19 protein-coding genes, 2 pseudogenes and 1 riboswitch are annotated in these 25,568 nt (G+C 51.7%); of the genes and pseudogenes, 4 read left to right on the top strand and 17 right to left on the bottom strand.

What is annotated here, in order from left to right:
- Positions 1 to 21: 21 nt before the first annotated feature.
- The 7 genes from EQM14_RS10200 to EQM14_RS10170 all read right to left on the bottom strand — a co-directional run bounded on the left by EQM14_RS10200 (position 22) and on the right by EQM14_RS10170 (position 8,244).
- Entirely contained in the window at positions 22 to 996 is a 975-nt protein-coding gene (locus EQM14_RS10200) for a hydroxyacid dehydrogenase (protein WP_128742854.1), read from the bottom strand.
- Positions 993 to 2,039 carry a 4-hydroxythreonine-4-phosphate dehydrogenase PdxA gene (gene pdxA, locus EQM14_RS10195; protein ID WP_128742852.1) on the bottom strand — a complete coding sequence of 349 codons (1,047 nt, stop codon included), beginning with the start codon at positions 2,037 to 2,039 and terminating at the stop codon, positions 993 to 995. The genes EQM14_RS10200 and pdxA overlap by 4 nt, the downstream gene beginning before the upstream one ends.
- Before the next feature lie 184 nt (positions 2,040 to 2,223).
- Positions 2,224 to 3,147, bottom strand: coding sequence for a dihydrodipicolinate synthase family protein (locus tag EQM14_RS10190; protein ID WP_128742851.1), 924 nt, complete (start codon positions 3,145 to 3,147; stop codon positions 2,224 to 2,226).
- An 86-nt stretch (positions 3,148 to 3,233) separates the two neighbouring features.
- Positions 3,234 to 4,385, bottom strand: a complete 1,152-nt coding sequence (locus tag EQM14_RS10185; RefSeq protein ID WP_128742849.1) for an iron-containing alcohol dehydrogenase — start codon at positions 4,383 to 4,385, stop codon at positions 3,234 to 3,236.
- Complete coding sequence (locus EQM14_RS10180) at positions 4,369 to 5,679, bottom strand: four-carbon acid sugar kinase family protein (RefSeq protein WP_164919037.1); 1,311 nt, start codon at positions 5,677 to 5,679, stop codon at positions 4,369 to 4,371. Before EQM14_RS10180 ends, EQM14_RS10185 begins: the two co-directional genes overlap by 17 nt.
- Positions 5,680 to 6,309: 630 nt before the next feature.
- Complete coding sequence (locus EQM14_RS10175) at positions 6,310 to 7,410, bottom strand: glycosyltransferase WbsX family protein (RefSeq protein ID WP_128742845.1); 1,101 nt, start codon at positions 7,408 to 7,410, stop codon at positions 6,310 to 6,312.
- A 21-nt stretch (positions 7,411 to 7,431) separates the two neighbouring features.
- Positions 7,432 to 8,244, bottom strand: a complete 813-nt coding sequence (locus tag EQM14_RS10170; RefSeq protein ID WP_164919036.1) for a class I SAM-dependent methyltransferase — start codon at positions 8,242 to 8,244, stop codon at positions 7,432 to 7,434.
- A gap of 39 nt (positions 8,245 to 8,283) precedes the next feature.
- Between EQM14_RS10170 and EQM14_RS10165 the strand changes: the two genes are divergently transcribed.
- On the top strand, positions 8,284 to 9,663 hold the full coding sequence (locus tag EQM14_RS10165; protein ID WP_164919035.1) for a glycosyltransferase: 1,380 nt from the start codon (positions 8,284 to 8,286) through the stop codon (positions 9,661 to 9,663).
- On the opposite strand, the gene EQM14_RS10160 is transcribed toward EQM14_RS10165, so the two are convergent.
- The 8 genes and pseudogenes from EQM14_RS10160 to rfbA form a co-directional block, all read right to left on the bottom strand.
- A complete protein-coding gene (locus tag EQM14_RS10160) occupies positions 9,654 to 10,790 on the bottom strand; it encodes a tetratricopeptide repeat-containing glycosyltransferase (protein ID WP_128742840.1) in 1,137 nt (378 codons plus the stop codon). The two genes, EQM14_RS10165 and EQM14_RS10160, sit on opposite strands and share 10 nt — an antisense overlap.
- Positions 10,777 to 11,880 (bottom strand): glycosyltransferase, encoded by a 1,104-nt coding sequence (locus tag EQM14_RS10155; RefSeq protein WP_128742838.1) that lies wholly within the window; start codon positions 11,878 to 11,880, stop codon positions 10,777 to 10,779. Before EQM14_RS10155 ends, EQM14_RS10160 begins: the two co-directional genes overlap by 14 nt.
- 112 nt (positions 11,881 to 11,992) lie before the next feature.
- A pseudogene (locus tag EQM14_RS17005) lies at positions 11,993 to 14,338 on the bottom strand (BclA C-terminal domain-containing protein); the annotation flags it as partial.
- Positions 14,339 to 14,888: 550 nt separating this feature from the next.
- Positions 14,889 to 16,487, bottom strand: a pseudogene (locus EQM14_RS10145) (exosporium glycoprotein BclB-related protein); the annotation flags it as partial.
- A gap of 593 nt (positions 16,488 to 17,080) precedes the next feature.
- Positions 17,081 to 17,932: a dTDP-4-dehydrorhamnose reductase gene (rfbD, locus tag EQM14_RS10140; protein ID WP_128742836.1), complete on the bottom strand. Its 852-nt coding sequence runs from the start codon at positions 17,930 to 17,932 to the stop codon at positions 17,081 to 17,083.
- A complete protein-coding gene (rfbB, locus tag EQM14_RS10135) occupies positions 17,929 to 18,957 on the bottom strand; it encodes a dTDP-glucose 4,6-dehydratase (RefSeq protein WP_128742834.1) in 1,029 nt (342 codons plus the stop codon). The genes rfbD and rfbB overlap by 4 nt, the downstream gene beginning before the upstream one ends.
- Positions 18,958 to 19,011: 54 nt before the next feature.
- Positions 19,012 to 19,581 (bottom strand): dTDP-4-dehydrorhamnose 3,5-epimerase, encoded by a 570-nt coding sequence (gene rfbC / locus EQM14_RS10130; RefSeq protein ID WP_128742832.1) that lies wholly within the window; start codon positions 19,579 to 19,581, stop codon positions 19,012 to 19,014.
- Positions 19,582 to 19,593: 12 nt separating this feature from the next.
- On the bottom strand, positions 19,594 to 20,472 hold the full coding sequence (gene rfbA / locus EQM14_RS10125) for a glucose-1-phosphate thymidylyltransferase RfbA (protein WP_128742830.1): 879 nt from the start codon (positions 20,470 to 20,472) through the stop codon (positions 19,594 to 19,596).
- 233 nt (positions 20,473 to 20,705) lie between these two features.
- On the opposite strand from rfbA, the gene EQM14_RS10120 reads away from it, so the two are divergent.
- Positions 20,706 to 21,377 (top strand): Crp/Fnr family transcriptional regulator, encoded by a 672-nt coding sequence (locus tag EQM14_RS10120; RefSeq protein WP_128742829.1) that lies wholly within the window; start codon positions 20,706 to 20,708, stop codon positions 21,375 to 21,377.
- A 105-nt stretch (positions 21,378 to 21,482) separates the two neighbouring features.
- On the top strand, positions 21,483 to 23,333 hold the full coding sequence (gene hcp, locus EQM14_RS10115; RefSeq protein ID WP_128742827.1) for a hydroxylamine reductase: 1,851 nt from the start codon (positions 21,483 to 21,485) through the stop codon (positions 23,331 to 23,333).
- 57 nt (positions 23,334 to 23,390) lie between these two features.
- On the opposite strand, the gene EQM14_RS10110 is transcribed toward hcp, so the two are convergent.
- Positions 23,391 to 23,726, bottom strand: coding sequence for a DUF190 domain-containing protein (locus tag EQM14_RS10110; protein WP_128742825.1), 336 nt, complete (start codon positions 23,724 to 23,726; stop codon positions 23,391 to 23,393).
- Positions 23,727 to 23,739: 13 nt separating this feature from the next.
- Entirely contained in the window at positions 23,740 to 24,117 is a 378-nt protein-coding gene (crcB, locus tag EQM14_RS10105) for a fluoride efflux transporter CrcB (protein WP_442861460.1), read from the bottom strand.
- Positions 24,118 to 24,166: 49 nt separating this feature from the next.
- A riboswitch (Fluoride riboswitch) is annotated at positions 24,167 to 24,226 on the bottom strand.
- 304 nt (positions 24,227 to 24,530) lie between these two features.
- Here crcB and cbiM point away from each other — a divergent pair.
- Positions 24,531 to 25,568: a cobalt transporter CbiM gene (gene cbiM, locus EQM14_RS10100; RefSeq protein WP_128742823.1), complete on the top strand. Its 1,038-nt coding sequence runs from the start codon at positions 24,531 to 24,533 to the stop codon at positions 25,566 to 25,568.

Below are 25,568 nucleotides of genomic sequence, written 5' to 3'. Positions count from 1 at the left end.
TCGAACCGTTTCCTGCAGTAGTTATTTATTGCTCCATTTCGGATGATTGTAAACGGATCTGTCCGCGACATAGGGCCATTTTTCACCGCGGCAGACGGTAAGGCAGCCTTTTACGCACATGGTGGCCATTTTGATAACCGCTTCTCGTGTCTGTGCGGCGGAATGAGGACTGAAAATCAGATTTGGCGCATTCATCAGTTGACCGTCCGGACTGGGAGGCTCGCTGCAGAAAACATCCAGACCGGCTCCGGCAATGCTCCCTTGCCGCAAAGCTTCGGCCAAATCACTTTCATTCACGATTCCCCCTCTGCTGCAGTTGATCAGCAGGGCTGTCGGCTTCATGCTGTCCAGTTCAGGTTTTCCGATCATGTCTCGGGTTTTATCGTTCAAAGGCACGTGCAAAGTGACAACGTCGCAGTCTTTCAGCAGGTCGCGATAGTCTTCATAATAAACGGCGCCCATGTCTTCGATCTGTTCCCTGCTGAGAAACGGATCATACCCCGCGGCCGTCATGCCGCAGCCGGTGCAGATCTTCAATACCTCATGGCCGATGGCACCTAAACCGACGATGCCGATCTTCTTTCCTTCCAATTCAAATGCTTTGTGTGCGTCCCGGATTTTCCAGTTGCCTTTTCCCATTTCCACTTGCCCTTCATAGAGATTCTTGGCAAGAGAAAACATCATGGCGACCGCGTGCTCCGCGACGCTGCGGCTGTTCGCTCCCGGAGTGATTACGACAGGAATGCCCAGCTCCGTCGCTTTCTTTACGTCCACGCTGTCGTAGCCGACCCCTGGACGGCCGATTACCTTCAGGTTCGGGCTGTTTTCAATCGCATGCCCGTCACATTTGGCGATGCGCACAATCAGTGCATCCGCGTTCTTCATCTGGTCCAGGTACTGGTTCGGATCCGGATTATCCGCGATGTAAATGTCCGCCGCGCCGTCCAGCAAGGCGAGGCCTTCCTTGCAAACGGCCTGAGTCATGACAAATTTCATGCTTTTACCTCCTTGCGATGCTGCGCCATGCGCAATGCGTAATCGATCGAATTGACCAGGCTCAGTTCGTTTGCCACGCCGGTTCCGGCGTGGCCGAAAGCGGTGCCATGGTCAACGCTGACGCGGATAATGGGCAGTCCGAGAGTGACATTGACCCCCGCCACCGCTTCCCACTTTTTTTCCTGCTTGTTATAGACGAACCCGATCACCTTGAGAGGAATATGCCCCTGGTCGTGATACATGCAGACCACGATGTCATACCAGCCGCCTAAGGCTTTGGAAAATGCGGTGTCGGGAGGAAGAGGGCCGATCGCGTTGATTCCCTCAGCCTGAGCGTCCCGGATAGCCGGCATGATCTCATCAATTTCCTCGCGGCCGAACATGCCGTCTTCACCGGCGTGAGGGTTCAGGCCGCAAACCCCAACCTTCGGCCTTTCTATGTCGAGCGCTCTGCATCCCTGATCGGCAAGACGGATAACATCCAGAACTCTTTGCCTTTTGACTCGGCCGCAGGCCTCCCGCATAGAAACATGAGTTGAAACATGGATCACACGCAAATTATCGTTCGCCAGCATCATTGCGTATTTTTCCGTACCGGTATATTGGGCATAAATTTCCGTGTGCCCGTCAAAATGGTGCCCCGCCAGGTTCATAGCTTCTTTGTTCAGCGCATTGGTTACAGTTGCGTCAATCTCTCCTTTCATCGCTAGGTCGATGACTTTTTTTACGCACTGAAACGCAGCGTTTCCGCACATTGCGCTGACCTTTCCGTACTGGAATTTGCCCATGTCGACAAGATCCAAATGGAGCACGTCCACACTGCCGAATTCATATTTGCCCTCGGAAGGTTTGGACACCCGATTTAACTTAATTTCAGGATGATTGGTTACGCGCAATGCGTCCCGCATACACTGAATATCTCCAACGACCAGAGGTCTGCACCGGTCGTAAATTTCCTTTTTGGCCAGCGCGCGAATGGTAATTTCCGGGCCGCAGCCCGCGGGATCACCCATCGTAATGCCAATGATTGGTTTGCTGTTCACTTTATACCTCCTAACGTCCAGAAACGAAAGCAAAGATCATAGGCCTGTCAGACACCCGCAATTTTTCGCTTTTGCTCCGCCAGTGGCGAACCTCTGGCGGAGCAAAGTATTTTTTGCGCGGCAATTTCGTGCTTTTTCTGCGGCCGATGAAATCACTTTTAATGATGATTCCGTTGCGTATGGTTTAACCCTGAAGGTTTTTTTTGAATGCTTCGTACTGTGCCTGGATTTCTTTGGTCTTCTTGGCAATTGCTTTCTCCTCTTCAGGAAGGATGGTGTCCTGTGGATAGATGACGCGTTTATCCGTAAAGCCCAGCAGAGAAAGAGCAAATTTGTTCGCGGCGGTTGCGTTTTTCGTCATACCGAGTATTTTTGATGTCTCGCGCAGCAGGAGATCATATCTCATCGCGAGATCGGTCTTTTTGTCGCGCCCCGCTTCATACGCTTTTACAAAAAGCTCCGGGAACAACGGCGCTATGGAAGGAACAAATCCGTCAGCTCCCAGCAGCATGCTGGGCATCGCATAGGCGGTGGTCCCTTGCAGGACTGCGAAATCCTTACCCTCAAAATAGGTCAGGCACTTCATAAAGTTTTTGAAATCTCCGGAGCTGTCCTTTAAGCCGACCACATGGTCAAATTCAGAAATTTTAAAGATTGTTTCCGGCGTAAGCTTCAGTCCGGTAAACATTGGAATATTGTATATCATCAGGTCTATGTTGGTTTCCTTTGATATCTTTTCAAAATGACGGACGGTTTCATCCTGCGAAGTATGGCGGTCATAGAAGATGGATGTAATGACGGCGCAGGTTCCTCCCATTTGCTCTAAACGTTTGATGTTTTCAATAACCCGGCGCGTGCTGGTATCCATAACGCCCGCCATGACCGGGACCTTTCCCTTGGTTTGTTCAAGCGTGATCTTGATCGCATGATCTCGTTCCTTTTGCGTCAGCGCCATGGTTTCCCCATTGCTCCCGGCGACAAAGATGCCGTGCAAACCGCCTTTTATGCAATAGTCCAATAGTTTGCGGTAGCCTTCTTCATCGACATTTTCGTGCTCGTCTACCGGGGTGATGATTGGGGGAATAACACCATAATATTTTTTTTCCATTTTACTAGTCCTCCTAAAAAAATTATATAGTAGAAACAGAATGAGAGCCTTTTATTATGGGGAGCATGATACGGACCATTGCCCTTTCACAAAACTTCCTGATAAATTTCCCTGATTTCTTCTAAACTCAGTTTCTTTCTGTTATTGTTCAGCAGCCTGGTCACTTTGCTGCCCGAATCCACAAGAAAATCGAGATCGGAAGCCGGTACGCCAAAACTTTTCAGCGATTTCGGAATCTTTGTGAACGCCACAATTTCGCTGATCCGGTCAATGACGCGGCCGGAGCGTTCTGTTTCCGACCTTTTTGAAAATGCCGGTTCGATCGCGTCGCATATGGCCGCAAGCCTGTCCGCGCATGCGGACATGTTATGTTTCATAACAGGGGCAAACAAAATGGCGTTGGAAACGCCGTGAGCAATATGGTAAGCTCCCCCCAACGGGTAGGAGAGCGCGTGGACCGCAGTAGTTCCAGACGAGGTAATCGCTACGCCTCCGTAAAAAGCGCCAATCAGCATGTTGTTTTTAGCCTGTATATCGTCCGGTTCCGCATAAGCCCTTTCAATGTTGCCGAAAATCAGTTTTGCACCCGCCAGTGCAAAGACGTCGCTGAAATGATTTGCCTTATTGGAAGTGTAGCATTCCACACAATGGGCCAGCGCGTCAATTCCGCTCGATGCGATGATTTTCGGGGGCAGGCCGGCAATCATTGCGGGGTCCAAAATAACGGCGTCGGGAATCATTTCATCGCTGACAATACCGACTTTCAGTTTTTCCTCCGGAACGGCAACGATCGCGTTGCAGGTTGCTTCCGACCCCGTGCCGCAAGTGGTCGGCACCATGACAGTATAAACTTTCTTGGCCGCGGGGGAACTGTCTTTCAGAAGATCGCGGACCCCGTATTCGGAATTTCGCAGAACGGAGACCAGTTTTGCCGTATCCATTGTGCTTCCGCCGCCGACTGCAAGGATCAGGTCGCATTTCATGTCCGAAGTTTCATCCAACACCGACTGCACGTCGTCTGCGGTTGGCTCTGGGACGACGTGGTCGATGACTCGATAACTTACGCCGCATTTGTCCAGGACGTCCGTTGCCGGCTTGAGTACACCGCATGTATGTACACCTGGATCGGTAAACAAAAGCACATTTTCAATTTTTCTTTGCTTGACTATTCCTGAGAGGATCTGAATGCTGTCGGATCCTCCATAAACAGAAGAGGGCATTTTAATTTTGTAGTTCATTGCTTTTCTCCTTCTTTTCTGATCGTTTGATTTTCAAAGTGGATAAGGCGTCGCTTAAATTTTTGAGATAGCTGATAATTCGAATCAAGATATCTCCATCGCCGAATCCGCCTGATTTTGTAACAATCGTCATGCCGTTGGCCGATCCGCCGACAATCTTGCCGATGGGTACACCGGCCGATATTTCGTCATGCAGTTCGATCCCATCGGCGTTCAGGGCTTTGCACACCTGAAAGGAAGTGTCTCCTCCCGTCGAGATCACCGTGCGGAATCTGATTTTTCGGTAAACTTCCTCCACGGTTTTTCCCAAAGCCCGCGTGATGCAGACGTCATCGCTGTCCTGGATCTGCTGCTGCTTTCCTGGCTTTTCGGGGAATAGGCTGCTCACAGCGAACAGGATCAGCGAATGCCCATTTTCAGCAAGATTGAAAATCTTGTTCCGGCAGCGTTCAATTTCACGGTCTTCCTCCGCCGGATCGTGCCCGATAAGGGCCGTGTTGATCGTGACGATAGGCGTTTGGTAAAACTCGGAAATGCTTTTAAGCTGGCGGGCGGTCTCTGGTCTCCGCGAGCCGGCTACAACCAGTATTACATCGTCGCTTTTTGCTTCCCACTGCAAAAAGTTCGCATATTTCTCCATCCTGCAGAGATATTTTGCAAATCCCGCGCTGCCGCAGAATATAATTTTTCCCGGCAGGTTTTCGGCGGCTTTGCTGATAACCTCAAGATCTCGGTCTGTTGTGGCATCGAAAACAAGAACTTTGTCACCGTTCCTATGTTTCGCTTCGATGAGTTTACTCAGTTCTTCCGGATCGCGCCGTATATCTTCAAGGCAGATGTTTCCGACCGGATAGCGGGAGAAATCCTGGAAGATCTTTATAACGTTGATCTCCGCTTCCCCGTCGGCTTTTAATACACCGCCGATCAGTTTCCGTCCGTTTTCCGGAAAGCTGGGGACCACCAGGGCGATGTCGGAATCCATGGCGTCAATTACGGCATCGAGTTCAACGGCCGGATTCCCTCGGAGAAGTGAATCGATTTTTTTGTATATGTACTTAGGGTTCAGGCGAACAATTTGCAGTGTTAGATCGTGAATCTTTCGGTAGGCCTCTTCGGAAGAAAGCAGTCTTGTATTTGCGTTGATGGACACTACATCGTATTTTTCAAGCCATGAGCGGAATTTATCGTCTTCGCAATTGTATTCTGTTTCCACAATCACGCGGTACCCGTTCTTTTCGTATTTAACGCCGGTATCGCTTGCGCCTGTTAAATCGTCCGCGATAATAAAAATCATCTTTCTCAATTCCCCTATTTTGTAAGTTTCAATTTGAAACATTATTTAGAATATTTGTAATTGTCTTTCAACATTTCTCTTGTCTAAACAAATATTATACACATAAGTATTAAATTTGCAATAGCTTTACAAAATAAAAATTTTAATTATAAACAATTTTAAATATCATATGTTTCGTTTTGAAACAATTTAAGCCGATAAGAATTAAGATGGAACAATTGGTTTATGCTCCTCACGGTTTTATACGACTGACCAACCGCTGCGCGCGCAATAAAAAGTAAGGGCCTGTGTTGATTAGATCCGGCAGCGCACTGAGTCATAATGAACCGGATCCGAGAGGGTCTGAGCGTTAGGAAGCTCTGTCAGCGGCGAACCTTTAGCGAAGAGCGAGCGGTGAAGCGCGAAATCACAAGCCCGAAAGGATGCATCCGGACGAATCCCGCGTTGGCTTGAATCCAACGCGGGGAGCCAAAGAAGAGGGCCTATGCAAAGCATAGGCCCTCTTCTTTGTTTTAAAATCTGGATGTTGGACGTACTCGGCTTCGGTGGAAGCTGTTTTGGGTAACGGTCATGGTTCCGGCGGCCCGACATGCTTTCGGGCTTCCGGGTGTCCCATTTGTTTCATTGCTGCTACAAATTTTGGGCTTCCGTTCTTAGTATGATGTTCTCATAGACATCTCTTACCGCTTCTAAGTATTGATAACCATTGTCTTTATCCGGCTCCAGGTAAGCGCTTTCGGCCCATTCATTCCATGCATTGATAAAGATGAACCTGTCGTTTCCTTCGGCGATGCATTTTTTTGCTAAATCGCCCAGATGTTTTTTGAATCCTTCCGGAGTGCTCCCAATGCAGACACTGCCCCTCATTCCCACCCTGGAGGTATTATCCCAGTCGGTAAAGGCCCCGCAGAATTTTTCCCTGTTTCCATAGGTGCTTTTACGTTCAAGAATTTTTTTCCAGACTTCATCAAATTGGAAGAGATGAAGGGTTTTGTAAAAGCGATGCTGGCTCCAGGGCGTGTACCCGCCGAACAGGGTTACGCAAGGCTCGAACTCGATGCATGCATCGGAGTTCTCCATATAAAGGGAACCTTGAATCGCGTTTAAGGTCTCAGCGATAAACAGGCCGTCGAACCCGTTTTCTTTCGCAAGCTTTTGCCAATAGTCGGCCATTGCTTTACCGTTTTCTATGTGAGCCGATAAATACAATGCAATCAAGGGCCTATTGTTGATTTTAATATATCGCTTATCCTTGAAAAAGGGCAGCAGATAATCAAAATGCTTTTTCCATTCTTCCGGACCGCCGTAAATTTGAGGCATTAAGATTTCCCTGCTGCCGCCGTCCCAATTTCTTGTCCACGGCTCGTTTGCCCAGGAAACACAAAAATTCATGTCGATCTCTTTATGCTCCAGCAAAAGTTCCATCGGCTTTTCCAGCAGCATTTTTCCGCCAAACCAGTAATGGTAAAAGCACAGGCCGTGAACATGATATTTTTTCATCAGTTCGGCCTGCCATTTCAGGGCTTTTATATCCGTAAGATCATAATAATTGTGATTCAGGGGTTCTCTTGGCTGTCTGTGGCCCTGAAAAAGAGGGACCGCCTTTCTTGTATTTGTCCATTCAGTGAACCCCTTTCCCCACCATTCATCGTTCTCCTTGATCTGATGGAACTGGGGGAGATAAAATGCGATAAATTGTAAAGCTGAATCGCTTTTTGCCAACTCAGACATCTCCTGCCGCATCTTGTAAAATCAACCCGCATTGTTTGAAATTTTGTTTGTTGTCGGGAGTTTATGTTCCGCGACATATTCTGTTTTTTTCAGTTCAAAAATAAATTGAAAAATGTTTCCGAAGTCTTGGTTTAAATAGGATTCCGGAAGCTGGTCTGCAAAGGGAGGCCGGAAGTATTCATTGATAGCATCCTCTGTCACGGGGGTGAATCCTGCTTCGGCACACATTTTTTTCAGGGAAAAATATGTATAAAACCTTAAGTGCGTCTGATCGAGCAATCCATACTCTGCATATTGGAACTGATTGTGCAGAAGCCCGTAGATGACTGAATTGTGCGCTACGTTAGGTACGGAAATGAGAATCGAGCCGTCATCTTTCAGCAGGTTTCCTGCGGCTTTCAGCACTTTTGCCGGATCTTTCAGATGCTCCAACACATCGGCAAAAATCGCGCAGTCGAATTTTACATCTTTAAATTTTTGAGTCCATTCCAGTGTTTCGATGTCGCCTTCCCAGGAATCCTGAGCGAACTGCCGGGCGAACTGAAGCGCCTGGGAGTCGATTTCGCATACATATACCTTGCACCCCAACTGGTTTTTCATGTAATTGGTCATAATGCCTGAATAGCATCCCAATTCCAGCACGGTAGACTGAGGTTTTACCATTTTCAGAATGACTGTCTGTGACCTCCGTACGTCCATATTGAGGTGAAAATCATATTTCATTGTTATCATCCCCGCTTCCGTTATAAATTGAATTTCTTTCTTATATATTATATGTGACGACTGTGGCATCCGATCATTGTCCCTGCGGCTTCGGAAAGGAAAGCTGTTCAATCGGCCGCGGTCCGTCAGTCTAATCTGGAGATGAGAACATTGGACCATGCTGGAAAAACCGCGATTATCATCCTCACCTACAACAACCTGCAATACAATAAAGACTGCCTGGCAAGCATCCGAAAATATACCGCAAAGGATACCTATGAAATCATTGTGGTCGACAACAACTCCACGGACGGAACCAGAGAGTGGCTGCAGGAACAGCCGGATATCAGGGTGAAACAAAACGACAGCAATGTCGGCTTCCCGAAGGGCTGCAACATGGGGATCGCTCTCGCGTCCGCCGGCAGCGATATCCTGCTTCTGAACAACGACACGGTGGTCACCGCAAACTGGCTGGAAAACCTCAGAACCTGTCTGTACAGCGATGAAAAGATAGGCGCCGCAGGCGCGGTGAGCAATCATAATGAAAATCTTCAGGGCGTGGATTTCAGCTATGCGGACCTTGCCGAGATGCAGCGCCTCGCGGAAAAAAACAATGTTTCGGACTGCGAAAAATGGGAAGAAAAGATTTTTCTGATCGGATTCTGCATTCTGATCCGGCGGGACGTTTTGGATCAGATCGGGCCGCTTGCCGAAGAGTATTCGCCGGGCTATGTCGAGGATAACGACTTTTCCCTTCGGATTTTGTCGGCGGGCTACAAGCTGATGCTGTGCCACGACTGCTTTATCCACCATTATCTCGGTTCGGAATTCCGGAGGGACCTGACTAAATTTTATCCGGTTCTCTCAAAAAACAGGGAGATCTTTTTCCGGAGATGGGGTTTCCAGACTTACTGTTTCGACGAGGTGGACTATGCTTCGCTGAGAATATTCAGCGAACCGGAACGGGAAAAGCGGATCAAGGTGCTGGAAATCGGGTGCGGGCTCGGACTGGACCTGCTGAAAATCAAATACGCGTGCCCCAACGCTCTGCTTTACGGCGTGGAACCCGACCGGAGCAAGGCTTCCATTGCCGGCCGTGTTGCGCAGGTGACATCCGATCCCATAGAAGCTTTTCCGTACTCTTTTTCGGAAACTGATTTTGATTACATCCTGGTCGGAAATGATCTGGAAAAGTCGGAAGCGCCTGAGCGTTTTCTCTCCGAAATCAGGAAACTTTTGAAGGAAGGGGGAACCGTTATCGCGAAATTCCAGAATGTGATGCATTACAGCGTCATTCGCGACCTTTTACAGGGAAACTGGCAGTACGCAGGGAACGGGCTGCTGAGCCGTTCCAACCGCTCCTTTTACACCCTGAATGATATTCAAAAACTCTTTGACCGCTGCGGATATCGGAATCCTTATGTCTTTCACTGGTTTTCCATGCCCTCAGAGGAGGAGAAACGATGGATCGAAAAAGTTTGTGATATAGCGGACGAAAAAAAATCCTATCTTTATTGCACCTATTTATACTCGGTAAAATATCAAAAATGATTCTGGAATGACTCATGCGGTTCCGCTTTTTTTGTATTCAGCTCGTTGAATCGGTTTTGAATCAGAGCGAGGTTCTTTTTCAGGCGTTCATCGTTCGGCGAATAGGAAAGCGCCGCCTTCGCGTGTTTGAGAGACTGATCCAGCATCCCAAGCCAATAGCAGCTGATTGCTCCGAGATCGTCCGGGGTATAGTCCCAGGAATAATCCATGTTCACGTAGGTCTTGGAACGCTGCTTGATTTTCAGAGCTTCTTCGACCATGTAAAAGGTCAGGGCCCAGTCTTGGCGGAAGTAGCCCAGCAGCGCAAATTCAATGTATGGGTCCCGCATGTGGGGAGCTTCCGCGATCGCGCGGTAATACCACCGGTAGGCTTCAGCGTTTTCGGAAAGTTTGGAATAGGAGCGCGCGATCCACCGCATGGCGGCACACCTTTCCTCATTCCATAACGCCGTCCTGAGGGTCAGATACCGCTTCAGAGTGTCGATGCATTTCTGCCACTCGCCTTTGTACATATATTCCCGCCCAAGATAATAATTCATCCGGTCGTTTTCCGGTTCTTCCTGAACCGCGGTTTCCAAAAGAGGCAAATAGGAGGAACGTGATTTGCAGTCGTCGGGATAATGGTTTAAGACCATACCTTCGATGAAGACAACTTTTTCAGGTGCTTTTCCGACATATGTCAGATATTCATGCACCGGGCACACCCATTGATAATCTTTTTTTGCATGGACTTTAAAGTATTCGAATTGAACGCCCGGGGTCCCGTCGGGCTTCAGACTCCAGTTATAGATGTACTTCCCCCTTGTGGCCCCCTTGACCCACGCTTTTTCCAGGCTTTTTCTCCATCCCCGCACAAGAACTTCGTCCAGGTCGGTACAGACGCAGATATCCGCGTCGCCGGGGACATGGGAAAGCGAAAGGTTGCGGGCCGTGTCAAACCGCCACGGCTCAACTTTTTCCTCGTAGACGACGGCGCCCCTTGCGCGGAGCTTTTCCGCGGTCCCATCCGTCGAACCGGTGTCGGTGACGATGATTTCATCCGCTTCTCCCATGGAATCCATCCAGCGGTCTACGAATTTAACTTCATTTTTACAAATGGCGTATACGCATATTTTATACTGGTTCATGGAGTCCCCCCGCTTTCTGCCTGACAATTTCCAGATTATTTTTCAGCCTTTGATCGTTCGGACTCATATCACAGGCTTTTTGAGCGTGCTCAAGCCCTTTACGGTATAATCCAAGCCAATAGCAGGCGATTGCCGCATAGTCGTCGAGCAGAAAACCCCATGCCTGCGGCTCCAGCAGATAGCTTCCTGTCTTTTTCGTGATTTTCAGCGCCTGATCCGTCATGAAATAGACAAGAGGCCAGTCGTTTTGGGAATATCCCAGCCTTGTCATCTGAAGGTAGGGCTCCCGCACATGAGGACATTCCGCAATTGCCCGGAACAGCCAGGCCTTTGCCTGTGTAAGATCATTTTTCCTCTGGTAACTTTCGGCGATAAAGCGCATGGAAGCACTCCGCTCTTCGTCCCAGGTCGCGGACGGCATTTTCAGATGGCGCTGCAGCGTGTGGATGCAGTCGTCGAAGCGTTCGTTGTACATATATTCTCTGCCGAGCCAGAAAACGGCTCTGTCGTCGTTTGGATTTTCCTGCACGGAGAGTTCCAGAAGAGGAAGGTACTGGCTTCTTGATTTTGCCGGGTCGGGGTGATGATTCAGGACAAGCCCGGGTACAAAAACCGTTCGGTCTGGGTCTTTCCCCTTGTATTCCAGAATTTCGTGGACCGGATGGACCCAACGGAAATCTTTTCTTCGGTGAATTTTCTCCATTGCAAACTGCTTCTCCGGAGTGCCGTCGCTTCGATATGCGTAAGTGAACAAATATCTCGCCCGTGTATAAGAGGGCCTCCATACGGCTTCCAGCTTTTCCCGCCATCCTTTTTCGAAAACTTCGTCCAGGTCATTTGAGACGCAGAGATCGAAATCTTTCGGAATATGATCCATTGCTTTATTTCTCGCGGTGTCAAATCGCCAGGGGTTAATCTGATCCGTATATACGGCCGCACCCCTGTTTCTGAGTTTTTGAACGGTCCCGTCGCTTGAGCCGGTGTCAAGCACAACGACCAGATCGGCTTCACTGACCGCATCCATCCAACGATCAACGAATTTTTCCTCATTTTTTGCAATTGCGTAAACACAAATCTTATATCTGCCCAATATAGCATCCCTCTTCCCAACAACAGATGAAAAGAAAGGAAAAGCGGGCCTGAGAAATTTCCCGAGGGCCCGCCCTCCTGTTTTCAACTTCAGACCAATTGATTTGACTATTTTAGGATAAGAAAATAATATCGAATTGTGCGCCGACGTTTGGGGCCAGAGACAATGTCAGACCGACGGCGGAGTTATTCACCAGCGTCAGACTGTCGCCGGTTGCAAGAGTAAGAGTTGCCGTTCCACTCAGTTCCCCGGTTGTAACCAAAGCGGAAATCTGTGTGGATGGGTCAGGCGTACCATTGACTTCAATCACAATAGACGATCCGAGTCCTGCTGTGATGGAGATTCCATAGTTAATCTGGTAACTTCCGTCGGCAGGAACTGTAACTGTGGTTGCACCGGCGGTATGCGTAACGCCGCTCAAGGGGCCGTTGTCGCTGAATGGAACGGGGTCTCCTCCTGCTATTGTGGCAGTCGCAAGGGTGGCCAGGTCGTAAACATAACCAAAGGTTACGACGCCTGCTCCGGTATCTCCGGTCGGTCCGGTGAACCCAGTTGGCCCAGTATCGCCGGTCGGCCCAGTGAACCCAGTCGGTCCAGTGTCGCCGGTCGGCCCAGTGTCGCCGGTCGGCCCAGTATCGCCGGTCGGTCCGGTGAACCCAGTCGGCCCAGTGTCGCCAGTTGGTCCCGTATCTCCGGTCGGTCCGGTGAACCCAGTCGGCCCAGTGTCGCCGGTTGGCCCAGTATCTCCGGTCGGTCCGGTGAACCCAGTCGGTCCAGTGTCGCCGGTCGGCCCAGTATCGCCGGTCGGCCCAGTATCTCCGGTCGGTCCGGTGAACCCAGTCGGCCCAGTGTCGCCGGTTGGTCCAGTATCTCCGGTCGGTCCGGTGAACCCAGTCGGCCCAGTGTCGCCGGTTGGCCCAGTATCTCCGGTCGGTCCGGTGAACCCGGTCGGCCCAGTATCTCCGGTCGGTCCAGTGTCGCCGGTTGGCCCAGTATCTCCGGTCGGTCCGGTGAACCCAGTCGGCCCGGTATCTCCGGTTGGCCCGGTATCTCCGGTTGGCCCGGTATCTCCGGTCGGCCCGGTATCTCCGGTCGGCCCGGTATTTCCGGTCGGCCCTGTGTCGCCAGTTGGTCCTGTGGCGCCGATCGGTCCGGTGTCACCCGTCGCCCCGGTATCTCCGGTCGGCCCGGTGTCACCCGTCGCCCCGGCATCTCCGGTCGGTCCGGTGAACCCGGTCGGCCCAGTATCTCCGGTCGGCCCAGTATCTCCGGTCGGTCCAGTGTCGCCGGTTGGCCCAGTATCTCCGGTCGGTCCGGTGAATCCTGTGGGTCCTGTAGCGCCGATTGGCCCGGTATCACCCGTCGCTCCGGTATCTCCGGTCGGTCCGGTGAACCCGGTCGGCCCAGTATCTCCGGTCGGTCCAGTGTCGCCGGTTGGCCCAGTATCTCCGGTCGGTCCGGTGAACCCAGTCGGCCCGGTATCTCCGGTTGGCCCGGTATCTCCGGTTGGCCCGGTATCTCCGGTCGGCCCAGTGTCGCCAGTTGGCCCAGTGTCGCCGGTCGGTCCGGTGAACCCAGTCGGCCCAGTGTCGCCGGTTGGCCCAGTATCTCCGGTCGGTCCGGTGAACCCGGTCGGCCCAGTGTCGCCAGTTGGCCCAGTGTCGCCGATTGGCCCGGTATCACCCGTCGCTCCGGTATCTCCGGTCGGTCCGGTGAACCCGGTCGGCCCAGTATCTCCGGTCGGTCCAGTGTCGCCGGTTGGCCCAGTATCTCCGGTCGGTCCGGTGAACCCAGTCGGCCCGGTATCTCCGGTTGGCCCGGTATCTCCGGTTGGCCCGGTATCTCCGGTTGGCCCGGTATCTCCGGTTGGCCCGGTATCTCCGGTCGGCCCGGTATTTCCGGTCGGCCCAGTGTCGCCGGTTGGCCCAGTGTCGCCGGTCGGTCCGGTGAACCCAGTCGGCCCGGTATCTCCGGTCGGCCCTGTGAACCCGGTGGGTCCGGTATCTCCGGTTGGCCCGGTATTTCCGGTCGGCCCAGTGTCGCCAGTTGGTCCTGTGGCGCCGATCGGTCCGGTGTCACCCGTCGCCCCGGCATCTCCGGTCGGCCCTGTGAACCCGGTGGGTCCTGTGGCACCGATCGGCCCGGTGTCACCTGTCGCCCCGGCATCTCCGGTCGGTCCGGTGAACCCGGTGGGCCCTGTAGCGCCGATCGGCCCGGTGTCACCCGTCGCCCCGGCATCTCCGGTCGGCCCGGTGAATCCTGTGGGTCCTGTGGCACCGATCGGCCCGGTGTCACCTGTCACCCCGGCATCTCCGGTCGGCCCGGTGAATCCTGTGGGCCCTGTAGCGCCGATCGGCCCGGTGTCACCCGTCGCCCCGGCATCTCCGGTCGGCCCGGTGAACCCGGTGGGTCCTGTGGCACCGATTGGCCCGGTGTCCCCGGTTGGACCGGTCGGGCCCGCTTCCGGGACATCATCTTCAATAATAATGAGGGATGCTATAACAGGGACAATAGATGCATAGATAATAGTACTTGTGCTTGAGTTGATAAGCGATAACGTCGCGGGAGCGGTACTGACTTCAATGATACCAATACCTGACACCTCATCTGTCTTTAATGGCGAGTTACCCGCCAATAAATCTCCTTGTGAGGATGATAGTGAAAAAACAGTACCGTTGATGGATTGATTTGCCTGGGTTGCCACCCACCAATTGACCGCATATCGTCCTGCTTCATTAAAAGTGATAACACCAGTCAGTGAGTTGTATGATATATTTCCAGATGAGAAAACAGTATGATCAAAGATAACGTTTCCGGTGGGTGCTACTGAACCACCGGTTAAACGTTCTATTTGCAAAGCTATATTACTCATTTTATATCCTCCAATGTTTCTACATAGTATGATACATCGGCTGCCAGGTTGAAATATCGGTAAAACGGAAGCCCGTTCCCATTGTTAAGCAAAGCTACAAAGCGTTTTGGGAACGGGCTGATTTAAATTCTAGAGTTTAAACAATTGTAAGTCCTGCACTGCAGAATCCGCTTATAATTGTTGCAATATCAATACCGGCCGTGACTGCCGCTGAAAACACCATGAGCAAGCGTGTCTGATCCGTGACCGGGATCGACAATCCTGTTGTTATGCCGTTTGTTATAGTGCCAATGGCAACAAGACCCGTAAGTGGAGGTGCCAGCGTGACGGTAGCACCCGGTACCGCGGTAAAGGTGTCATCCGGCGTTGCGGAACTGTACAACTGTGCTGTAATTGTAACTGTAGATCCAATCAACGAAACGGCAGCCCCTACACTGAAATATGCGGCAATTGAAGTGACCGTTCCAGTCCTGGGCATGCTGAAGGCCATACTGGAAAGACCAGTAATATCAATAATACCGCCTGCCAATGTTCCGGTATCATTTGAACCGAAAGCAATCAGTGCTTGAGTGCCCGCCAGTCCTCCAAGTACAGTAGTAAGCGTTGCAATTGAACCTGAGGCGAAAGGAATAATTGCACCTGCAGCCGCGGGCCCGGTATCACCTGTTGGTCCGGTAAAGCCAGTCGGCCCGGTAAAGCCAGTGGGTCCGGTAGCGCCAAGTAGTCCGGCAAGGCCGGTGGGTCCGGTAAAGCCAGTAGGTCCGGTGTCACCGGTGGGTCCGGTAAAGCCAGTAGGTCCGGTGTCGCCGGTGGGTCCGGTAAAGCCAGTAGGCCCTGTGTCGCCGGTGGGTCCGGTAAAGCCAGTAGGTCCGGTGTCGCCGGTGGGTCCGGTAAAGCCAGTGGGCCCGGTAGCGCCGGTCGGCCCGGTAAAGCCAGTGGGTCCGGTAGCGCCAAGTAGTCCGGCAAGGCCGGTGGGTCCGGTAAAGCCAGTAGGTCCGGTGTCACCGGTGGGCCCGGTAAAGCCAGTAGGTCCGGTATCGCCGGTCGGTCCGGTAAAGCCAGTGGGTCCGGTAGCGCCAAGTAGTCCGGCAAGGCCGGTGGGTCCGGTAAAGCCAGTAGGTCCGGTGTCACCGGTGGGCCCGGTAAAGCCAGTCGGCCCGGTAAAGCCAGTAGGTCCGGTGTCGCCGGTCGGTCCGGTAAAGCCAGTGGGTCCGGTAGCGCCGGTCGGTCCGGTAAAGCCAGTGGGTCCGGTAGCGCCAAGTAGTCCGGCAAGGCCGGTGGGTCCGGTAAAGCCAGTAGGTCCTGTGTCGCCGGTGGGTCCGGTAAAGCCAGTAGGTCCTGTGTCGCCGGTGGGTCCGGTAAAGCCAGTAGGTCCGGTGTCGCCCGTTGGCCCGGTAGCTCCCGTAGGTCCGGGATCACCAGTCGGTCCGGTGTCGCCCGTTGGCCCGGTAGCTCCCGTCGGTCCGGGATCACCAGTCGGTCCGGTAAAGCCAGTAGGTCCAGTGTCGCCAGTCGGCCCGGTGAAACCAGTAGGTCCAGTGTCGCCAGTCGGCCCGGTGAAACCTGTTGGTCCGGTATTGCCCGTCGGCCCGGTAGCTCCCGTAGGTCCGGGATCACCCGTCGGTCCGGTAAAGCCCGTGGGTCCGGTAGCTCCCGTCGGTCCGGTGAAACCTGTTGGTCCGGTATTGCCCGTCGGCCCGGTAGCTCCCGTAGGTCCGGGATCACCCGTCGGTCCGGTAAAGCCCGTGGGTCCGGTAGCTCCCGTAGGTCCGGGATCACCTGTCGGTCCGGTAAAGCCCGTGGGTCCGGTAGCTCCCGTTGGCCCGGTGAAACCTGTCGGTCCGGTGTCGCCTCCGGGGGCGCCGGCGGGTCCCGTTGGCCCCGTTGGTCCGGTTGGTCCCGTTGACCTTAAAAACCGACATGGATCGCAGCAGTTGCATGGGTTACAGCAATTTGACATTCCATTATTATGACATTGATTATAATAATACGTACTATAATTGCTTTGTGGATATCTGTTTTTATTGTCGTCCGGGACACAGTTGTTTGCTGAATATGGGTAGCTGGAAGAATACATATATGAATCACCGCTCACCTTTATTGTAATAGTAGGTTAAGTTTTACATTCATAGGACAATAAGAATCTCATTATGGCAAAATGACTTTTTATAAGCCCTTTATCCCATAGTATGAAACATAGTAGAATTTGACAATTTTTTCTTTTCGTAAGTTTAGCTTTAGAAGACTCTCATACAATAAAAGGACAGGAAATCTAAAAAAGATTCCTGTCCAGCGATAAATTTCCAAATGATTTGATTTTGATCGAAATTATGGAAGTTCTTTTATCTCCTTCAAATACCGGGCTAGAGCGTTCTGCCAGGCGGGAAGTAAATGGAATCCTGCTTTCTCAATGCTTTTTTTGCTCAACCGAGAATTCAAAGGCCGCTTCGCTTTTGTGGGATAAAGAGATGACGGGACAAAATTCACCTTTGTCGGGTAGCCTGCCTGTCGGAAAATCTCCATGGCAAAATCCGCCCAGCTGCAGTATCCTTGGTTTGTAGCGTGATATGTCCCAAATTTTTCAGTGTCAATCATGTCGCGGAGCAGGGGAGCGAGGTCGGCAGTGTAGGTGGGGGAACCAACCTGGTCGTTCACCACGTTGATCTCTCCGCCCTGCTTTCCAAGCCGGAGCATTGTCTTTACAAAATTATTCCCATTCTTGCCGAACACCCACGAAGTGCGGACGATGAAGTGCCGGGCCAGGATTTTCCGGACGGCGTCTTCACCTTCCAACTTGGAACGGCCGTAGACGTTAGGGGGCGCCTTTTTGTCATCAACCTCATGAGCCTGAGTGCCAGTCCCTTCAAACACATAGTCTGTGCTGAGAAATACCATTTTTGCGCCGATCTTTTTGCACGCAGCGGCAATGTTGCAGGTGCCGTCGACATTGACCGCCCTGCAGAGCTTTTCGTTTTCTTCCGCGCGGTCGACCGCAGTGTAAGCGGAACAGTGGATCACGGCGTCCGGGCGTCCGGATTCAAGGAAGGACAATACGGCGGAAGAATCCGTGATATCAAAATCATCGATATCCACGCCGACGGCATCGTCTCCGCGCTGATGCAGAACTTTCATAACGTCGTAGCCAAGCTGACCTTTTACTCCGGTCACTGTGATCTTCATCGGCAATCACCTGTTTCGATCCATTTTTCGTAGTAATCGCGGTATTCTCCGGTGGCGATGTGTTCCCGCCATGTTTTGTGGTGTAAATACCACTCTATGGTTGTATGGATCCCGTCTTCAAATTTTGTCGTTGGCAGCCAGCCGAGTTCCCGGTGAATCTTAGTTGGGTCGATGGCGTACCGCAGGTCGTGGCCGGGGCGGTCTGTGACAAACCGGATCAGGCTTTCCGGTTTGTCAAGCTCGCGGAGAACCGCCTTTACAACCTGAAGGTTTGCGCGCTCGTTATGACCGCCGATATTGTAAATTTCGCCGGCTTTTCCTTTTCGAAGGATAAGGTCGATGGCGGAACAATGATCTTCCACGTACAGCCAGTCACGGATATTCGCGCCTTTTCCGTAGACCGGAAGAGGCAGCTCCTGAAGCGCGTTTGCGATCATGAGCGGAATCAGTTTTTCCGGAAACTGATAGGGCCCGTAATTATTGGAGCAGCGGGAAATGGTGACGGGGACCTGATACGTGCGGTGATAAGCCATCGCCAAAAGATCGGCGGAGGCTTTTGACGCGGAGTAAGGACTTGATGTGTTGATGGGAGTATTCTCTGTAAAAAACAGGTCGCGCCGGTCTAGCGGCAGATCGCCGTAAACTTCGTCGGTCGAAACCTGGTGGAACCGCTCGATGCCGAATTTGCGGCAGGCGTCCAGCAGTATGCCGGTTCCAACCGTATTGGTCTGCAAAAAGAGCCCCGGGTTTTGGATCGACCGGTCCACATGGCTTTCAGCGGCAAAGTTCACGAGAATGTCAGGCCGCTCTTTCTCAAACAGCGAATCGACTTCGCTGCGGTTTGTGATGTCGCCGCGAAGGAAGGTAAAACCGGGTCGTTCGAGGATGTCCCCCAACGATTCCAGATTTCCCGCGTAGGTCAGCGCGTCAAAACAGACGACTTCATCCTGCGGGTGGTTTTTCAGCAAATAGCGGATGAAGTTCCCGCCGATGAATCCGGCCCCTCCGGTTACTGCGATTTTCAAAGCAATCCCTCCGAACAAATCGATCTGAGATTGATTACATGCCGGGGTTGCAGGTCAATCCCTTCTCTCCGGCTGATAAATGAAATTGGCGCCGCAATCACAAAATCTTGGCGCCTTCGCATCTTTTTCTGATAAAACAGGAGTCTGAATTCCCCAGTCAATGCCGATTTCAGAATCATTCCAAAGAAAATTGCGGTCGGCTTCCGGGCAATAAAAATTGTCTTCCTTATACAAAAATTCTACGTCGTCGGTCAAAGTAAGAAATCCGTGCCCGAAGCCGCGGGGAATTAACAGCTGGCGCTTGTTTTCCGCCGAAAGCTCCACTGCGATCCATTTTTTATAGCTGGGAGATCCTTTTCGCAGATCGACCGCGGCATCAAGGACAGCGCCGCGGCCGCAGCGAACCAGTTTGGCCTGAGCCACCTCTCCTTCTTGAAAATGAATGCCGCGCAGAGTTCCTTTTTTCGCAGAATAAGACTGGTTGTCTTGCACGAAGACGTAACGCAGACCGGCTTGTTCCAGTTCCCTTGCCGACCAGGTTTCCATAAACCAGCCCCGGGAGTCGCCGAAAACCTTCGGTTCAAGCAGGTAGACGTCTAAAAGATCGGTAGGCAGTAAAGTCATAGTTGTTCTCCTCTAATGAATAATTCTCTTCTCGGCAACGCGCCGCAGGTGCTTCCCGTAGGGGGTGGCTCCGTATTTTTGAGCCGCTGCCAACAGCTTTTCTCCGGTGATCCAGCCGTTCTGGAAGGCAATCTCTTCAATCGCGGCGATCTGAATCCCCTGTCTTGACTCGATGACCCGGACAAATTCAGTTGCGTCCGCAAGGGAGTCGACGGTTCCGGCGTCCAGCCAGGCATACCCTCTGCCCAAAGTAACAACATTCAGTTGATCTTTTTCCAAGTAGATTTTATTCAAATCCGTGATTTCAAGTTCCCCGCGGTCCGACGGTTTTAATTCTTTTGCGTAGCTGCTGGCCTTCCCGTCATAAAAATAGAGTCCTGTGACAGCATAATGAGACAAGGGGGAGGACGGTTTCTCCTCCAGAGAAACGGCTTTTCCTGTCTGATCGAATTCCACGATGCCGAACCGCTGCGGATTGTCGACGTAATATCCGAAGACCGTCGCTCCTTTTTCTGTCTGGGCGGCCCTGCGTAAATGGCGAATCAGTCCGCTCCCATAAAAAATGTTGTCGCCGAGGATCATGGCACACGGATTTCCCTGAATAAATTGTTCCCCCAGCAAGAAGGCCTGCGCAAGCCCGCCCGGCGACGGCTGGGCCTGGTAGGATAATCGAATCCCGTAGCTTGAGCCGTCCCCCAGCAGAGATTCAAAATGATGCAGATCGCCCGGCGTTGAAATAATCAGAATTTCCTGAATTCCCGCAAGCATCAGTGTGGAAAGCGGATAATAAATCATAGGTTTATCATAGATAGGCAAAAGCTGTTTTGATGTGACCATCGTCAGCGGGTAAAGCCTGGTACCGCTCCCGCCGGCCAGAATAATTCCCTTCATGTTTCCCCCATTGGACATCGGCAACCCAGATAATCAGCGCTTGCGTTGATGGGCCGCGATGTTGAGCATCACATTTTGTTAAAAACGGCATTGCTGTCAAAACATATGCGGACCCATGGCCGGAATATTCTTATCCGGGAGTAAAACAAAGCGGAGCTCTCTGCGGCAGAGGGAACTCATCGCCGGAATATCATAAATCAGATTCAGGTTTAGAAAAAGGATGCAGTGAGAAAATGCTTTATGAATTGAGAAAAAGCCCGCTGTTTACAGGAATGTCTGAAAGCGACGTCGAAAAATGCCTGTCATGCAGCAAATCGGAAATCGTGACCTACGAAAAAGACGAAATCATCTTTTCCCAAAAAGACATTCCTAAGAAACTGTTCGTGCTGCTGGAAGGGACCGTGGCTGTATGCCATGATTCCGTTTCCGGAAAGCGCAGCATCATGGCAAATTTCAGCCGGTCGGGGGAACTGTTTGGCGAGGTGTTTCTTTTTCTGGAGAAAAAGGGATATGATCACTATGCGCAGGCGGTCACTCCCGCAAAGGTTTTACAGATCCCGAGGGAATTTCTTTCCCACACCTGCGGAGAAAACTGCGGCTGCCACTCGAAGATGATTTCCAACATGATGGCCATCCTGGCGCAGAAGGCGTATCAGCTCAATCAAAAGGTCCAAATTTTGTCCTGCGCCTCGCTTCGCCAGAAGATTGCGAAAATCTTTCTTCAAAACTGTTCGGCCGCCGGCAGAGTCACGCTCTCCATGAACCGCGAGGAACTGGCCGACTTCTTAAATACGGCCCGGCCCTCTTTATCCAGGGAACTGATGCGGATGCAGGAAGACGGGCTTTTAAAAATTGAAAAGAAAAAAATTTATATTACCAATTTGGAGAAGCTGCAGAATATTTGATGGAACTTCTAAAATCCGTAACCGATGTTACGGATTTTTTTTATGGCGTTTGCTATGATGAACACGGTCAATGGCATATGAATGAAGATCGAGGAGGAATCCAATATGGAAAACAAAATGTTCTGCTATCAATGTCAGGAGACGGCTGGCTGTACCGGCTGCACGCAAACGGGCGTCTGCGGAAAGAAACCGGAAGTCGCCGCAATGCAGGATCTGCTGGTCTATGTGTCGAAGGCATTGTCCGCCGTCACCACGCAGCTGCGCGCGGAGGGGAAATCCGTCGCACAGGACGTGAACCATTTGGTTACAGCGAACCTGTTCACGACGATCACAAACGCAAACTTTGACGAAAGCGCCATTGTTGACCGCATTGTGGAAACACTCCGTAAAAAGAAGGAGCTTCTGCCGCAGGTGACGCATCCGGAGGTGCTGCCGGAAGCCGCCCTGTGGGAATCCGAAAACCGCGAAGGGTTCGCCGCAAAGGCGGCCGAGGTCGGCGTATTGTCCACCAAAGACGAGGATATCCGCAGCCTCAGGGAGCTGATCACGTACGGCCTCAAGGGGCTTTCCGCTTACAGCAAGCATGCGAACGCCCTGTTGGAGGATGACGAAAAGGTCGACGCTTTCCTGCAGTCCGCGCTTGCCGGGACGTTGGACGATTCCCTGAGCGTGAACGATTTGATCGCGCTGACGATCGAGACCGGCGAATACGGGGTCGCCGGCATGGCCCTGCTGGACAAAGCAAATACTTCCGCCTACGGCAATCCGGAAATTACCAAGGTGAATATCGGCGTCGGCAGCCGGCCCGGCATCCTGATTTCGGGGCACGACCTGCGCGACCTGGAGATGCTGCTGAAGCAGACCGGGGGCACCGGAGTGGATGTTTATACCCATTCGGAAATGCTCCCCGCGCATTACTACCCCGCGTTTAAGAAGTATCCGCATTTTGTAGGCAACTACGGCAATGCGTGGTGGAAGCAAAGGGAAGAATTTGAAAGCTTCAACGGACCGGTCCTCATGACGACCAACTGTATCGTCCCGCCGAAAGACAGCTACAAAGACCGCCTGTATACCACGGGCGCCGCAGGGTTCCCGGGCTGTAAACACATTCCGGGTGAGGTAGGGGAGGAAAAGGACTTCTCTGAAATCATCGCGCGCGCAAAGCGGTGCGCGCCCCCGACTCAGATCGAGCAGGGCGAGATTACGGGCGGTTTCGCCCACAATCAGCTGTTTGCGCTGGCCGACACCATCGTGGCGGCGGTGAAATCCGGGGCGATCAGGAAATTTGTTGTCATGGCGGGCTGCGACGGAAGAGCCAAATCCAGAAATTACTATACCGATTTTGCGAAAGCTCTTCCCAAAGATACGGTCATCCTCACCGCGGGCTGCGCGAAATATAAGTACAACAAGCTCGATCTTGGAGACATCGGCGGAATTCCGCGCGTTTTGGACGCGGGCCAGTGCAACGATTCCTATTCTCTTGCGGTGATTGCGCTGAAGCTGAAGGAAATTTTTCAGCTCAGTGACGTCAACGATTTGCCGATCGTTTACAACATCGCGTGGTACGAGCAAAAAGCCGTCATCGTTCTGCTGGCGCTGCTGTCTCTGGGCGTAAAAAACATTCACCTTGGACCGACGCTTCCGGCATTTCTCTCTCCCAATGTGGCCAAGGTCCTGACTGAAAATTTCGGCATCGCCGGGATCGGTACGGTGGATGATGATATAAAGCTGTTCTTCGGTGAAAACGAGACTCCAAAGGAGGTAATCTCTTCAGACATGCTGATTGGCGATATCGTTCAGCGGTATCCGGAGGCGGTCCCCGTTTTAATGAGCTGTGGGATGCATTGCCTGGGCTGTCCGGCATCCCTGAATGAATCCCTTGCGGATGCCTGCGCCGTACATTGCATTGATGCAGAAGAGGTGCTGGACCGGCTCAACGAAGAATTGAATCTGTAATCAATCAAAAAATGCCGGGGGCCTGCGAAAAACAGGCCCCCGGCATTGATCAGCTCTTTACTTCTGAGCTTTCTCATACTTTATAATTTCAACGTCCTGCAGGGTCATTAAAACGCCTGCCGTGATGGTTCCGTCGAGGAGATCGACCAAACGGCTGATCTTTTCTTCCGTGTCGACCACCTCGATCACAATCGGGAGATCTTCCGAAAGCGTCAGAAACCGCACGCTATGTATGACGCTGTTGGCGCCGAATCCTTCGATGCCGCGGACCGTGGTAGCTCCCGCAAGACCTAGTTCTTTGACTTTTTTAATAATCGTATGGTAAAGAGGCTCTCCGTGATGACCCGCGGACTCCCCAATATAAATCTTCAACAGTTTCCCGTGACCTATCATAATAAAAACCTCCTTATATCAATTGCGCGGCGATCTTTCCAAGCCAGCAGGCAAACAAAGCGGAAAACAGGTTCAGGCCTGCGTTCACTCCACCGGCCAGATAGTCCCCATCCGTTAAAAAAGAGATGGTTTCATAACTGAAGGTGGAAAACGTTGTGAGTCCTCCCAGAATTCCGGTCGTTAAAAAGATCCTGGTATTCGGTGAAACAGTCCATAGGCTGGTACTTGCCTCCATGAGAAATCCCATCAAAAATCCGCCGAGGATGTTGACGATTAAAGTTCCGACAGGAAAATCACCGAAATATTTTGCCGTTGCGTTAGAAATGATGTAACGGAGTGCGGCACCGAGAAAACCGCCCAGTCCGACAATGATAATTCTGCTCAATTTCACAGTATTATACCACCTTTATGAGAAAAATAGAAGGCTTCCACCTTAATCTCTTAAAGTAGAAGCCATCAGCAGAAACTGCATTAGGGTGAGCCTCATCACCAATTCGCCAAATTCCTTTTCCTTTAGACTATACGATTTCACCCGTTTTGTAAATAGAGAAAAGGCAAGAAATATCGTTCCTTTTTTCTGCTGATTTCATCTGCTTATTACAAAATCACTTTTATTCCTGCTCTCATGCAGCCATCTTCCCATGTTTATGATTGACAAAATCGGCGGACCGGGTTAAAATAAACACAAATAAGGTCATGAAGACCCGAATCAGTCTGGCTGGAAAAATAATTGAATTGTTGATTGAACCCATGAAGGGCCTGAAAGCCTTGCATGGGCTTAATTTTTTGAAGGAGACTATCATTATGCATGTTCCAGACGGCTATTTGGGCCCGCAGACTACGGTCCCCGGATTTGTTGTCATGCTTCCCACCTGGGCGGCTGCTTTTAAGAAAGTAAAAGCAAAGCTTCAGAAAAAAAATATTCCAACGCTTGCGCTTTGCTCCGCGTTTTCTTTTCTGACGATGATGTTTAATGCTCCGGTGGTGGGGGGGAGCTCCGCGCATGCCGTCGGGGCGGTGCTGATTGCCATTCTGTTGGGACCCTGGGCGGCAACAGTGTGCGTTTCCACGGCTTTATTGATTCAGGCGCTTGTCTTTGGGGACGGGGGAATCCTCGCTTACGGCGTCAATTGCCTGAATATGGCGGTCATTATGCCTTTTACGGGGTATTATCTTTATAAATTGTTTGCAGGCAGCTCAAAAATCGGCAGTTCACGGAATCTGGCCGCTTCCTTTTTTGGAAGTTATCTGGGACTGAATCTGGCGGCCTTCTGTGCTTCTCTGGAGTTTGGAATACAGCCGCTTCTGTTCCAGGGTGGAGCCGGCCATCCGCTGTATTGCCCTTATCCGCTCTCTGTCTCGATTCCTTCGATGATGACCGCCCATTTACTGATAGCCGGACCGATCGAGGGAATTCTTACGGCAGCGGCGGTCGCCTATATCGCCAAGGTGACTCCACAGATCTTTTCCGGCAATGGGTCGCCGACAGGACTTGGAAAAGTTTCCTTTTTTCAAAAATACCGCAATCTTCTCATCCCGATCATAGTCATGGTGGTTCTTACACCGCTGGGCCTGATCGCCACGGGGACCGCCTGGGGCGAATGGGGGACGGATGAAATCAAAGACGCCCTCGGTTACATTCCGCAGGGGCTGGCTTCCATGTCGGACAGGTGGAACGCGATCATGCCCGATTATTCGCTGCCTGTGCTTGGGGACGGTCAGGTTGGTTCTATCGCCGGTTACATACTTTCGGCGTTGGTCGGCATCCTTCTGATTTCCTTCCTGATTTTCCTGATGTCCAGACTGATTACAAAAAACAAGAAAGGCACCGGGCAAAAATAG

This window comes from Caproiciproducens sp. NJN-50, from assembly GCF_004103755.1.
Taxonomy (GTDB): Bacteria; Bacillota; Clostridia; order Oscillospirales; family Acutalibacteraceae; genus Caproicibacter.
Note: the sequence above shows the minus strand (reverse complement) of the source record. Positions and strands in the feature narration are given on the sequence as shown.